This is a genomic window from Dorea sp. 210702-DFI.3.125, from assembly GCF_020560945.1.
Lineage (GTDB): Bacteria > Bacillota > Clostridia > Lachnospirales > Lachnospiraceae > Dorea > Dorea formicigenerans.
In genome coordinates this window covers 20215-34977 of sequence record NZ_JAJCNF010000001.1, presented here as the reverse complement: position 1 = coordinate 34977, position 14763 = coordinate 20215, and the positions used below count along the sequence as shown (strand labels likewise).

Annotated in this window: 9 protein-coding genes and 1 tRNA gene; 1 reads left to right on the top strand and 9 read right to left on the bottom strand. The window is 41.1% G+C overall.

Annotation, left to right across the window (positions count from 1 at the left end; all coding sequences use genetic code 11):
* Positions 1-2: 2 nt before the first annotated feature.
* From LI164_RS00155 to LI164_RS00115, 9 genes are all read right to left on the bottom strand, one after another.
* Positions 3-794, bottom strand: coding sequence for an electron transfer flavoprotein subunit beta/FixA family protein (locus LI164_RS00155; protein WP_117682475.1), 792 nt, complete (start codon positions 792-794; stop codon positions 3-5).
* A gap of 61 nt (positions 795-855) precedes the next feature.
* Complete coding sequence (locus tag LI164_RS00150; RefSeq protein ID WP_005332569.1) at positions 856-2022, bottom strand: FAD-binding oxidoreductase; 1167 nt, start codon at positions 2020-2022, stop codon at positions 856-858.
* A gap of 59 nt (positions 2023-2081) precedes the next feature.
* Positions 2082-3317, bottom strand: coding sequence for a Zn-dependent hydrolase (locus tag LI164_RS00145; RefSeq protein WP_040015436.1), 1236 nt, complete (start codon positions 3315-3317; stop codon positions 2082-2084).
* 148 nt (positions 3318-3465) lie between these two features.
* Positions 3466-5148: a PucR family transcriptional regulator gene (locus LI164_RS00140; protein WP_117606118.1), complete on the bottom strand. Its 1683-nt coding sequence runs from the start codon at positions 5146-5148 to the stop codon at positions 3466-3468.
* 143 nt (positions 5149-5291) lie between these two features.
* Positions 5292-5374 (bottom strand) — tRNA-Leu (locus LI164_RS00135).
* A 60-nt stretch (positions 5375-5434) separates the two neighbouring features.
* Positions 5435-6706, bottom strand: a complete 1272-nt coding sequence (locus LI164_RS00130; RefSeq protein WP_173793527.1) for a diaminopimelate decarboxylase — start codon at positions 6704-6706, stop codon at positions 5435-5437.
* Entirely contained in the window at positions 6703-7434 is a 732-nt protein-coding gene (locus LI164_RS00125; protein ID WP_005332555.1) for a TrmB family transcriptional regulator, read from the bottom strand. The genes LI164_RS00130 and LI164_RS00125 overlap by 4 nt, the downstream gene beginning before the upstream one ends.
* 142 nt (positions 7435-7576) lie before the next feature.
* A complete protein-coding gene (pyk, locus tag LI164_RS00120) occupies positions 7577-9013 on the bottom strand; it encodes a pyruvate kinase (protein ID WP_117606116.1) in 1437 nt (478 codons plus the stop codon).
* A 27-nt stretch (positions 9014-9040) separates the two neighbouring features.
* Entirely contained in the window at positions 9041-9907 is an 867-nt protein-coding gene (locus tag LI164_RS00115) for a rhomboid family intramembrane serine protease (protein WP_117606115.1), read from the bottom strand.
* Between the two features lie 312 nt (positions 9908-10219).
* On the opposite strand from LI164_RS00115, the gene LI164_RS00110 reads away from it, so the two are divergent.
* Positions 10220-14464, top strand: a complete 4245-nt coding sequence (locus tag LI164_RS00110) for a 2-hydroxyacyl-CoA dehydratase (protein ID WP_227086575.1) — start codon at positions 10220-10222, stop codon at positions 14462-14464.
* Positions 14465-14763: the final 299 nt, after the last annotated feature.

Sequence of the window (14763 nt, the reverse complement as noted above, 5' to 3'; positions counted from 1 at the left end):
GTCTACTTTCCTTTCTCCTCTTCAATCAGGTCATAAAGCTGTTTTGCAAGTTCTGCCGGTGTACCTGTAAGCATCTTAGCACTTCTCTTTGTCTCCGGCTGGAAGGAATCAACAGTAACTGTCGGTGATCCCTTGATTCCAATTTCCTCTGCTGCAAATCCAAGTTCAGCATTTGTATAGGTAACAAGTGGTTTTGATTTTGCCGCACGTTTACTTCTAAGTGTTGCAAGTCTTGGCTCATTGCAACCAAAGTTTACAGATAATACTGCCGGTGTAACACAGGCAATCCTGAAACTTGTATCGTGCATTTTCTTTACAACTTCAACTTTTCCTGCCTGATCTTCCTTATATTTTACAGACTGGATTTCTACAACATGTGGAAGATTTAATTCTTCTGCAACCATTGCTGCCACCTGTCCGGTTGCCCCGTCTGCTGACAGGGCACCTCCTAAGATCAGGTCAAATTCGCCATATAACTGAATTGCTTTTGCTAATACTTTTGCTGTTGCTACGGTATCTCCTCCTGCAACTGCTCTATCTGTGATCAGGCAGCTTTCGTCACATCCGAGTGCCATCGCATCACGCAATGCTTTTTCTGCATCCGGTGGTCCCATCGTAAATACTACAACTTTTCCGTCTGTCTGCTCTTTTAACTGCATTGCTTCTTCAATGGCATTCAGATCTGCCGGATTAATCATTCCTTCAGAGCTTGCACGTACAAGTGCATGTGTTTCCGGGTCTACAGATACATCGTTAGATACCGGAACCTGCTTAATAAGAACTGCTATATTCATAGTTTCCTCCTATTATTTTTACTTTCATCTGTTACTTTCAATGGTAACTTTCGTTTGCTTATTAGTCTTCAAGAAGTCTCTCGAATGCCCAGTTCTCAAGAAGTGGTGTGCTCTCGTCACGCATGATCAGTTTTGCAAGATCACGTGTTGCTGCCGGAACCTCGATGACTCCATTTCCACCAAATCCTGTTGAAAGCATGTATCCTTCTACTGGTGTCTTACCAAGTACCGGCCAGAAATCCTTTGGCTCTGCACGGTAGGATAACCAGGAAGATACAAGTCCGCTGTCTACGATTCCCGGAACCTTAGCATCCAACTGATCCAGAAGGAAGTCGATGAAGTAATCGTCTGTTCCACCTGTTGCAGGTAATTTGTCTGGATCCCACTGTCCTGCATGCATCGGATTGTTCAGATCCATAGATAAGTGAGATTTGCAGATAAAAATGTTGTCTCCTGCTCTCAGTGCATAGAACTCTGGGTATTTCAGTACTGGGAATGTGTAGTCTAATTTCTTTCCTGGAGGGCATAAGAAGAATGCTTCCGCTTTTGTATGCCAGATTGGTACGTTCAGTCCAACCATTTCTCCTGTAATTTTGCTCCATGGACCTGTACAGTCAACAACTACATCAAACTCATACTCTGCTCCATCGTCAGTTGTAAGACCTTTTACTTTGTTATCTACGATCTTAACATCTGTAACTTTCACGCCTGTCTTTACAGTTACGCCATTTTTCTGAGCTTTTTTCATATATGTATTGGAAATCATTGTTCCATCAAAATATCCGTCATCCTCTGTATATCCTGCTCCAAGAATATTTTCTGTAGAAATGTCTGGAAGGATTTCTTTGATACGGTCTTTATCTGTAATATACTCTCCTGTATATCCTGCTGCTTTTGCAAGAGCGATTCCTGTCTTAATAACCTTCTCTACTTCTTCATTTGTTGCTACTACAAGAGTTCCTGTCTTATCAAATCCTGCTGAACCTTTCTCTTCCTCTTCCATTTTCAGATAGGACTCGAAACCATAAAGTCTAACGTCCCAGTATCTGTTCTTGAGGGAATCATCAAAAAGACATACAGTTCCGGCTGATTTTGCTGTAGAAGCTCCACCGATTGTGTCCTTTTCAAATACTGTCACATCAGCTTCTCCTTCGTAGAGGCTTAAGTGATAAGCCAGTCCTGCTCCTGAGATTCCGCCACCGATAATACCAATTTTTTTCTTTGCCATAGTTTTTACCTGCCTTTCTTTTTTAAGGTTTTCTTAAAGTGCATCATGTCTTTCGACTTTTATTTTTCATCCAGTTTTAAAACTGTATTTAACAAAACATTGCAGCCATTCTCAATGTCTTCCGGTGCTGTGTATTCATATCTGGAATGACTGATTCCGTCTTTGCTAGGCACGAAAATCATTCCTGTCGGGAATACGCTTGTCATGATCAGGGAGTCATGAAATGCACCGCTTGGGATGACTGTATAATCAATTCCAAGCTCTTTTACCGCTTCCTCTATTGTTCCTCTTACTAATTCCGACATTGGCGCCGGATCATGATAAGATGTCGGAACAAATGTAGATGTAACTCCATATTTTTTGCAGATGTCCTCAAGAAGCTGTCTGAGATGATTTTCGATCAGTTTCATAACTTCTGCGCTCTGGTCACGAATCTCCAGGCTGAAAGTGCAAGTTCCTGGAATTACATTAACGGAATGTGGTGTAACTTTAATGGTTCCGACTGTTGCAACAGTAAATTCATTTCCATACTCTTTTACAATTTCCGGAACCTTGTTGATGAATCCAGCCGCAGCAACGAGTGCATCTTTTCTGTCAGCCATCGCAGTACTTCCTGCATGATTTGCCTCGCCTGCTACAGTCACATCATATCGGTTCACACCTGCAATCGATGATACAACGCCGACCGGTGTATGTGCTTTATAAAGTCTGGATCCCTGTTCTACATGAAGTTCGATAAAACTGTGTACCGTCTTTGGATCTCTTTTGGCTTTCATCACATTTGCACTTGTGATTCCATATGATTTCATCACTTCGCCTCGTGGCTCACCGTAAATATCCAGCTCATCATCACTGACATCAGGGTCCTGTCCACAAAGTGAACTGCTTCCCAGAAGTCCTTTTCCAAAACGGAATCCTTCTTCATCGGTAAACACAATCACCTCGATCGGGTGTTTCGGAACTTTTCCATGTTCCTTTAACACTTCACATACTTCCAATCCTCCAACGCAGCCAGTCACTCCATCGTATCGGCCTCCGTCCGGAACCGTGTCAAGATGGGAACCCATCATGATTGCCGGAAGATCATTATCCTGCCCATCCATATGAGCAATCAGGTTACCAGCTTCGTCCACATGGCATGTCATGCCAAGGCGCTTTGCCCAAGATGCAAAAAGTTCTCTTCCTTTTACATCTTCTTCGGAGAATGCCATTCTCGTGTACGTTCCATCTTCTTTTTTACCACACTGATAAATGTCTTCTAATCTGGAAACCACACGATTTATATTTGCTTTCATCCGAATTCCTCCTCCCTTGTGAATCTTTGTTTTTCTATGTCTCATATTATAGATATTTTTTTAACAATACGCATCTGCATAATTGGACAAAAAAATAACAGAGATTTATCAACAACTGATAAATCTCTGTTACTTTCTCAAAAAACTGCTATTTTTTTAAATTTTCCATCATTTTACATACAACTAAGCCAATTCGGACAGATAGTACTTCATTAGGGTTATCAAAATCTATGCCTGTGATCTGCGAAATCCGCTCAATACGATAGGCCGCCGTCTTATAATGTATATACAAGTCCTGAGCTGTCTTTGTCAGATTCTGGTTGTGTTCCAGATAAGTCTTAAGTGTCAGGATCAGATCCTGACGCTGCTGTTTTTTGTAATGATATAATTTTTGAAGAGATTCTGGTACATATTCCATCATTTCTTTCTCATCACTGAGCTGACAAAGCAGTTTGAAAATTCCCATGTCGGAGAAAATCATAATTTTGGACTGACTGTCTTCATTTTCATCTCCAAGAATATCAATAAACATCAGTGAATCAGTTGCCTCTTTAAAACTGCTCGGAATATGTTCAATCCCCTCTATCATTCGTCCGACTCCGGCACAGACTTTCAAATCTTTTTTCGTACTTGCCACACGCTTCTGGATTTTCATGACTATTTCTTTCAATTCGTGACGATATTCTTCCTGTTTTCTCGCCGGATCTACTTCCTGGATCACAATGACTCTGTCCATATCATTCTGAATCTTCACATTCGGAAATTCAATAGCGATCGCATTGTTCAATATATTCGTGTATTTCACCGTGTCATTCAGATCGACCTGATTTGAGCTATATCCGAGATTGAACGCAATAATACGGTAGGACGCATCCATAGAAATCCCAAGCAGGGAACTGTCCCTTCGAAGTTCCTGAATTGAGTGAACCTTTCCATTCAAAATATTGTTCATAATATCACTCTGGAACTTTTTCTCAAGATCTGCCAGTGAACTTTGACGGAACAATTCCTGCTTCAACGCTGTTACTGCATTCTCAACTGCAATAAAATCCATACCGTTGACCGGATGTTCTGTTTCAGTAACAACCAGATACATTCTCGCATTATACATAACATTCAATCGCACAAGATACTGCCCGATCTTTTCTTCCGGTTTTTCCTCCAATGTAATTTCCTGTCTCCGGTATTTATAATTTGAATAGAAGTCTAAAGAATATTCTTTTGCGTCCGGCTGAATTTCAAATTCACGGATTCTCGTATCTGTTGTCGCCTGGCATTCCAGATTCTGATCAAACAATGCCACCGGGTTTCCAATCAGTTTTGACAAAATGTCTACAATACGCTGCACTCCATTTTCCATGGAATGAAAGGAAAGTGACAGTGCCGTGAAATTATCATGAGTTGTCTTAAAATACTTAAGTCTGATAACTTCCTCACTAAAAATATGCTCCATGATCGTATTAAGAATTTCTCGAAATGGCATTTCAAACGGAATCTCAATGACAGGAATTTCTGTCTTTTGAGCATACTCCTGTATGACCGCCATCTTTTCCTCCATGAAGTCTACGGTTCTTCCTTGCTTAATCACAAGTGCACTTACTTTTTTCTTTGCAAGCTCCGCGATATAACTGCGGAACTCTTCCGGGGAACAATTCTGAAATGCATTCAATCCTGTCAGAAGGACCTCTCCACCACTGATAAAACGAACAATATCTGGAGATTCAATAATCGTAACACCACGGATTTCCTGGCCAATACCACCTTTGCCCCAGAGCAGATTCGCTTTCTGAAATAATTTCATATCAAGCATATCCTGTACTGTAAATCCCATAATCTTCTTCCTTTCGTCATTTCATTCTTTCTTCTTTTGTTCCTCTAAAAACATCGATTTTATTATAATGAATATCTAATAAATGTGCAAGAACAAAAAAGCACCGAAAACTTTAAGTCTTCGATGCTCTTTCATAAATCAACTGCGGATGACGGGACTTGAACCCGTACATAGTCACCTACGTCAGATTTTGAGTCTGATGCGTCTGCCATTCCGCCACATCCGCATATCCCAGCTTTTTCAAGCCGAGATTAATTGTAACACACAACTGCGTGAAATACAACATTTATTTTATTAATTTTTTTCCAATATCAAAACAATCAAAGGTTGCGAAATAATCTGCTGGTGTTTCAGCTCTTCGGATAAGCTGTGTGCTTCCATCTTCTTTTAAGAGCACCTCTGCGGATTTTAATTTTCCATTATAATTGTATCCCATAGAAAATCCATGTGCCCCTGTATCATGAATCACAAGAACATCTCCCATATCAATCTTCGGAAGCATACGGTCAATTGCAAATTTGTCATTATTCTCACAAAGGGAACCTGTTACATCATATTTGTGATCACACGGCGTATCTTCTTTTCCCATAACTGTAATATGGTGATATGCACCATACATAGCCGGACGCATCAAATTTACTGCGCATGCATCTACCCCAATATATTCCTTATGGGTGTGTTTCTCATGAATTGCTTTTGTTACAAGGCAGCCATAAGGTCCCAACATAAATCTTCCAAGTTCTGTATAAAGAGCTACATCTCCCATGCCTGCAGGCACAAGAACCTCATTATAAACTTCCCGCACACCGTCTCCAATCGCACGGATATCATTTGGCTCCTGATCTGGTGTATACGGAATTCCGATACCGCCTGACAAATTAATAAATTTGATATGAATGCCTACCTCTTTCTGAAGCTTTACAGCCACTTCAAATAATACTTTTGCAAGCATCGGATAATATTCATTTGTTACAGTATTACTTGCAAGGAAGGCATGAATTCCAAATTCCTTCGCACCTTTGCTTTTTAAAATCTTAAATGCTTCAAAAAGCTGCTCCGTTGTCATACCAAACTTGGCATCTCCCGGGTTATCCATAATATCATTACTAATCTTAAACAGTCCGCCCGGATTATACCGGCAACTGATCGTTTCTGGAATCTCGCCAATTGTCTCTTCAAGGAAATCAATATGCGTAATATCATCCAGATTAATAATTGCTCCTAACTTGTGTGCAAGTTCATATTCTTCTCTCGGTGTGTCATTGGAAGAAAACATAATGTCCTCTCCCTTTACTCCCATTGCATCTGAAAGGAGAAGTTCTGTATAAGAAGAACAGTCACATCCGCATCCATACTCTCTCAAAATATCAATCAGGAACGGATTCGGCGTTGCTTTAACTGCAAAATACTCTTTATACCCCGGATTCCATGCAAATGCTTCTTTTAGTGCCTGCATATTCTTGCGGATTCCCTTCTCATCATAAAGATGAAATGGAGTTGGATATTTTTTAATAATTTCATCCAGTTGTTCTTTTGTTACAAATGGTTTTTTCTTCATTGCATGTTCTCCTCTCGTATTGCCAGAAGTTTTATTTCATTACTAAGAGCACTTTTATATAACTCTACAAAATTTTTCTGTCCGGAATAAAGACATGTATTAATACTTCCTTCTCCATACTCTCCGGTCAGCACATATCTGGAATCTGTAATCACACCAATCTGCATTCCACGATTGTTTCCCATATAGACTCTGGCATTTCTAAAATTCACAGGTTGATCTGTCACAATTACGACTTTCTTTTTAGCCCGGATCAGACTTTCCAGCTCATCCACGAACAATAACAGGTAATTTCTTGTACAGGAAATGTATACTCTCTCTTCGGCTTTTGCCAGAAGATTACGAATCTTATCCAAAATATTAGAAGAACCTTCTATTGTAATGTACCCTTCTACATGATCTTTTTCAGATGGCATATGCTTCTTTAGCCATCTTTGGGACTCTTCCAGCCTCCGGATTCTATTCCGGCAAAATTCGTCCAATGGCACAGATACATATTTTTTTGTTGTTCCTTCTTCCACCAGATAAGCCGCGCCTTTTTCAGTCATACTTGCAAGCGAATTATACGCATTGGATCTAGATATTCCAAGCTGCTTTGCGACTTCATAGCCTGTCGTCTTTCCTTCACTGATCAGGCAGCCGTAAATTCCTGCTTCCTGCCTTGTAAGCCCAAATTCCATCAGGCGTTCGATATATGATTTATCTTCCATTTTTTCACCTGTTCTCATTTTTATTCTTTTGTAGTAGTTCTCTTACGGAACACTATAGTATATTTCTCGCTATCAGTCAAGTGCTTAAATGAGAAATATATTCAAAAAACGAACAACAGATGAAAGAAATCTCTCATCTGTTGTTCGTTTTCAGTAGTTCTTAATCTATCACTGCTATTTTCATAATATTGCTGACTCCGGCAACATTTCCGGAAATATTCGGGGAAGGAATTCCTGCTGTCAGGACTACAGTGTCTCCAGTCTCTGCAATCTGTTTTGCTCTTACAAGATCTAACGCGCTGCTACAGATTTCATCTGTAGAATTTGCATTAATAGAGCAATACGGACGTACTCCCCAGTAAATCTGCATTCTGCGAAGTGTATCTTCGTTTGGTGATATACCGATAATCTCTGTCTTCGGTTTAAATTTGGACACAACTCTTGCAGTTGCTCCTGATACAGTTGGTGTAATAATACACGCTGCTTTCAGATTTCTTGCAGTTGTTACAGTTGCATATGCCAGAGCACTGGAAGCATTTCTCATTCTGTGTGCACCTGCTTTTTCCAGCATCTCCTTATAATCCAAATGTTGCTCCGTACTTTCTACAATGTGTACCATCATCTTCAGTGCTTCAACCGGATATTTTCCCTGTGCAGTCTCACCTGAAAGCATGACAGCGTCTGTTCCGTCGTAAACTGCGTTTGCCACATCTCCAACCTCTGCTCTTGTCGGACGTGGATTACGGATCATAGAATCCAGCATCTGAGTTGCTGTAATGACCGGTTTGTAATTATCATTACATTTCTGAATGATCAATTTCTGGAGATATGGAACTTCTTCTGCCGGGATTTCTACACCGAGATCTCCTCTGGCAACCATGATACCGTCTGCACAGCGGATAATCTCATCAATATTATCAATTCCCTCCGAGTTCTCAATCTTTGCAATGATCGGAATATATGGTGCTCCGCATTTATTTAAGTAAGAACGGATTTCCAGAATACACTCAGCATTTCTTACAAATGATGCTGCAATAAAGTCAATTTTCTGCTCAACACCGAATTTCAGGTCTTCTTTATCCTTTTCTGTAATTGCCGGAAGTCTGACTGGAACATTCGGGACATTGACTCCCTTTCTCTCGCCAAGTTCACCACCATTAACGATTGTACAGATAATATCTGTCTCCGTCTTTTCTTTTACTTTAAGTCCGATCAGACCATCATCGATCAGAATCATGTTCCCGATCTGCACATCATCGACCAGACCTTTGTATGTCAGAGAAACTTTTGTTTCATCTCCTTCGATTTCTTCATTCGTCAGAGTGATTGTCTCGCCTTCTTTTAACAATACCTTTTTTCCGTCTTTCAAAACACCTGTACGGATTTCCGGTCCCTTTGTATCCAGAAGGATTGCCACTGGTTTCTTCTCTTCTTCGCGAATCTTCTTCAACATGTCCATACGGCCTTTTTGTTCTTCATGTGAGCCATGTGAAAAGTTAAATCTTGCAATATCCATGCCTTCTTTTACAAGCTGTCTCATGATATTCTCATCGTTTGAATTCGGTCCCATTGTGCAGACAATCTTTGTTTTCTTCATTCCTGTTCTCCTTTTGTTGTTCAATTTCTAAATTACATGTTTATGAGTGAATAAATGCTCCTGGCAATATTCATAATTTCCATTGCACTTGGAACAATATCTAAACTCCAGTTTTGGGTCATCCAGTTCGGTTCTTCCGCAGACTGCGCATCTATGTCTTGCACCGTCCTTATAGTAATTGACCGGGCGTGCCTTATGAATCTGTCTGTAAAAATCATTTTTGCGCTTCACCTGTGAAGGACGGTATGGTCTTACATTTCTTGAATTCAGGAAAAATATCAGGAAATTCAAGATTGAGACAACTGCCGCCAGTGCATTTGCTTTATAGTATATTCCATAGGCACTTCCTCCATACGCCGGGAGAAATGCCTGGATAACTGCCCAGATAAAATATGCTCCGTCCAGCCACGCCAGCCATTTGGCTTTCACCGGAATGATGAAATATAACATGAACTGTGCATTCGGATTCATAGCTGCGTATACAAGGAATAACGACATGTTCAGATATCCTGTTCCAAGCGGCAATACAAGCCCTGTCAGTACATAGACCAAAATGGCAGCGATCACATGAAACAGAACTCCGGCAAAGAAGTAGAGGTTAAAACGGAAAGTCCCCCATGCCCGTTCCAGTTCTTTCCCGATAAAATAATAAAGAGATAATGCCACCAGCATCCAGATCAGACTGTATGACGGAGGCTGAATGATAAATGTAATGATCCTCCAGACCTGTCCGTGTAGAATTGCCTGTGCATTCAGGCAGAGATACTGTGCATAAAATGCCGGATTTATCAAGTAGAGCACATATCCGGCTCCATACATGATGATAATGTACAACATCAGATTCGGAACTGCATATCTTCCGATCTTTCGTTCCAGTTTGTCCATCCAATTCATATTGTCCTAACTCCTGTTAAAATTATTTTCACACATAGCCATTCTATCGTCTTGCTATTATTTTGTCAATCATACGCTCCCCAGCTTTCTGTAATTTTACATTTTTTACAATTTTTTTATTCGCATTTCATATTTCTTTTATGTTTCTTTTATGTTAAGAACACGATTTCTTAATTGTAATTTGGCGCAAACTGTCGTATAATATTTTAGTTATATTGGCAGATTACATTGTAATAGGAAGAGATATCTGCCAAATGAATTTTAATCATATCTTTTTTTAATAATAAACATTGAATAAGGAGTACATAAATTATGGTTCAAAACGACATTTACACTCTCGGTATTGACATCGGTTCCACTACAGTCAAGATTGCTGTATTAGATCAGGACAATGAAGTACTGTTCTCCGATTATGAAAGACATTTTGCCAATATCCAGGAGACTTTATCTGATCTTCTTGGTCGTGCCATTCATAAACTTGGTGCCATTCACGTCTCTCCGGTCATCACCGGATCTGGCGGACTGACACTTGCCAAGCATCTGGGGGTACCTTTCGTTCAGGAAGTTATAGCCGTATCCACGGCTCTTCAGGACTACGCTCCTCAGACCGATGTAGCTATTGAGCTCGGCGGTGAAGATGCTAAAATCATTTATTTTGAAGGCGGGAATATTGAACAACGTATGAATGGTGTCTGTGCCGGTGGTACAGGTTCTTTTATTGACCAGATGGCATCTCTTCTTCAGACAGACGCTTCCGGTCTTAACGAATACGCAAAGAATTACAAAGCACTTTACACGATTGCTGCAAGATGTGGTGTATTTGCAAAGACAGATATCCAGCCACTCATCAACGACGGTGCTGCAAGAGAAGATCTGGCTGCCTCCATTTTCCAGGCAGTTGTCAACCAGACTATCAGTGGTCTTGCATGCGGTAAACCTATTCGCGGACACGTTGCATTCCTTGGCGGACCTCTGCATTTTCTCTCCGAACTGCGCAAGGCATTTATCCGTACATTGAATCTGGATGATGAGCACATCATTGCCCCGAATCATTCCCATCTGTTTGCAGCCATTGGTTCTGCCCTGAACTCAAAAAAGGATCTGGACGTACCAATCCAGGAGATGCAAAAGCGCCTGGAAGGCAAGATTAAGATGGAATTTGAAGTTGACCGTATGGAACCTTTGTTTGCAAGTGAAGCTGACTTTCAAGAGTTTAAAAAGCGGCACGACAAGGATCAGGTTCCCATCAGAGATCTGGCTACCTATAAAGGAAAGGCTTTCCTTGGTATTGATGCCGGATCTACCACTACAAAGGCAGCTCTTGTCGGCGAAGACGGAACACTTTTATATTCCTTCTATCACAACAATGACGGAGATCCGCTTGGTACAACAATTACTGCGATCAAAGATATTTACAGCAAATTACCAGAGGATGTACAGATTGTACACTCCTGCTCTACCGGATATGGAGAAGCTCTGATCAAAGCAGCCCTTCTCCTTGACGAAGGTGAAGTAGAAACTGTCTCTCATTACTATGCTGCTTCTTTCTTTGAGCCGGATGTTGATTGTATTCTGGACATCGGCGGTCAGGATATGAAGTGTATCAAGATCAAGAATCAGACCGTTGACAGTGTACAGCTCAATGAGGCCTGCTCCTCCGGCTGTGGTTCATTTATTGAGACATTTGCAAAATCACTGAATTATTCTGTTGAAGATTTTGCCCACGAAGCTTTATTTGCAAGAAATCCAATCGACCTTGGAACACGTTGTACTGTATTTATGAACTCCAAGGTTAAACAGGCACAAAAAGAAGGTGCTGAGGTTGCTGATATCTCCGCAGGACTTGCATATTCTGTTATTAAGAATGCGTTATTCAAGGTCATCAAAGTTTCTGATGCATCGGAACTTGGAAAACATATCGTAGTTCAAGGTGGAACATTCTACAACAATGCTGTCCTTCGAAGTTTTGAGAAAATCGCAGGATGTGAGGCTATCCGTCCAGATATTGCCGGAATTATGGGCGCATTTGGTGCAGCTCTCATTGCACGTGAACGTTATGTAGAATGCGAAGGCACGACTATGCTCTCTATTGAGGACATTGAGGCCATGGAATATTCTACAACTATGACAAAATGTAAAGGCTGTACAAATAACTGTCGTCTGACGATTAATCATTTCAGCGGCGGACGTAAGTTCATTACCGGAAATAGATGCGAACGCGGACTCGGAAAAGCAAAATCCGAGAATAAGCTGCCAAATTTATTTGAATACAAATTAAAACGTTATTTTGACTATGAACCATTGCCGGAAGGATCTGCAAAACGCGGTGTAATCGGAATCCCCCGTGTATTAAATATATACGAAAACTATCCGTTCTGGTTCACATTTTTCAATCAGCTTGGATTCTCTGTCAAACTCTCTCCTGCTTCTACAAGAAGCATTTATGAACTCGGTATTGAGTCCATTCCAAGTGAATCTGAATGCTACCCGGCAAAACTGGCTCACGGACATGTACAATGGCTGATCAACGAAGGTGTGAAACACATTTTCTACCCAAGCATTCCTTACGAGCGCAATGAATTTGCAGACTCTGACAACCATTACAACTGCCCGATTGTTACTTCTTATCCGGAAAATATCAAGAATAACATTGATGCCATTGTAAATGGAGAAGTTGATTTTATGCACCCATTCCTCTCTTTTGCCAGCGAGGATACTATCTCCTATCGCCTGGTGGAAGAACTTGGAAAGAAATTTGATATTTCCAATCAGGAGATCCAGTCTGCCGTCCATGCCGCATGGGAAGAACTTGCAGCATGCCGTGAAGATATGCGTCGAAAAGGGGAGGAAGTTATCAAATTCCTGGATGAGACCGGAAACAGAGGTATTGTACTGGCAGGACGTCCATATCACATTGACCCGGAGGTTAACCATGGCATTCCAGAACTGATCAATTCTTATAATATTGCTGTGCTGACTGAGGATTCCATCTCCCACTTAAACCCAGCTGAGCACCCACTCAACGTGATGGATCAGTGGATGTACCATTCCCGTCTGTATGCAGCGGCAAACTATGTAAAAACAAAAGACAATCTGGATCTGATCCAGCTCAACTCTTTCGGTTGCGGACTGGATGCGGTCACAACCGATCAGGTTGCGGATATTTTAAATAATTCAGATAAGATCTATACATCTCTGAAGATTGATGAAGTCAACAACTTAGGTGCTGCAAGGATCCGTGTCCGCTCTCTTCTGGCTGCTATCCGCGTCAGAGAACAGCGAAATGACAAACGTACGATTCATTCCGCAGCTATTAAAAAAGTATCTTTCACAAAGGAAATGCGCGAGAATTACACGATTCTCTGCCCACAGATGTCACCGATCCACTTCGAACTGATGGAGTCTGCATTTAAAGCTTCCGGATACAACATCGAAGTCCTTCCAAATGACAACAAACAGGCAGTAGATGTGGGGCTTAAATACGTTAACAATGATGCATGTTACCCGTCCCTTATGGTTGTCGGACAGATCATGGAGGCCATCCTTTCCGGCAAATATGATACACACAAGATTGCTGTCATCATCAGCCAGACCGGTGGTGGCTGCCGTGCTTCCAATTATATCGGATTTATCCGCCGTGCCCTAAAAAAAGCCGGTTACGAATATATTCCGGTTATTTCCATCAACTTAAGCGGACTGGAAGAAAATCCTGGATTTAAGATCACACCCGCTCTCGTACTTCGTGGTATTTACAGCGTAGTATTTGGTGATATCTTTATGAAATGTGTGTATCGTTTAAGACCATACGAAGCTGTTGCGGGATCTGTGAATGCAATGCATAGAAAATGGGTGGAAGTATGTAAAGAGTTTGTCTCTTCCGGCTATCCTTCCAGACGAAAATTCAAGAAGTTATGCCGGCAGATCATCGAAGACTTTGACAATAATATCGAACTTTTAGATGTTAAAAAACCACGCGTCGGCGTTGTCGGTGAGATTCTTGTCAAATTCCTTCCGGCAGCTAATAATCATCTGGTCGATCTGCTGGAAAGTGAAGGGGCTGAAGCTGTTGTCCCAGATCTTCTGGACTTCCTGCAGTACTGTTTCTACAATCAGAACTTCAAAGTAGAAAAGCTTGGATTTGCGAAATCAAAAGCAACTGCTGCAAACTGGGGCATCAAGGTCATAGACTGGTTCCGCGCTCCGGCTACCGAAGCATTTAAGAAGAGCAAACATTTTAACCCGCCTGCAGATATCCGTGATCTCGGAAAGATGGCTTCTGACATTGTATCTCTTGGAAATCAGACTGGTGAAGGCTGGTTCCTGACCGGCGAAATGTTAGAGCTGATCCACAGCGGTGCACCAAATATCGTGTGTACACAGCCATTTGCCTGCCTGCCAAACCATGTAGTAGGCAAGGGTGTTATTAAAGAGTTACGAAGACGCTACCCACAGTCAAATATCGTAGCGATCGACTTTGATCCGGGCGCAAGTGAAGTAAATCAGTTGAATCGAATTAAACTGATGCTTTCCACAGCAAACAAGAATTTAGAGGCGTAATTAATAATTTGTAGTGATACATAAAAAAGAATCCAGCTAGATGTGTTCCTGACACGAATGATTTCTGACATCTGCTGCGTCGTTTATTTCTCATATATTTTACAAACTCGTCCGTATGGACTCAGACAATGTAAAATATATGAGACTATACTCGCAGATGTATCAGAAATCACTCTACCGTCAAATAACATCACCTTGCTGGATTCTTTTTATTCACTAATATCACTACACTTTATAATTCCTTCGAAAAGCGAAAATCACCTTATAATTTTGTTCAAAATATAGAAAATCCAGGAAAA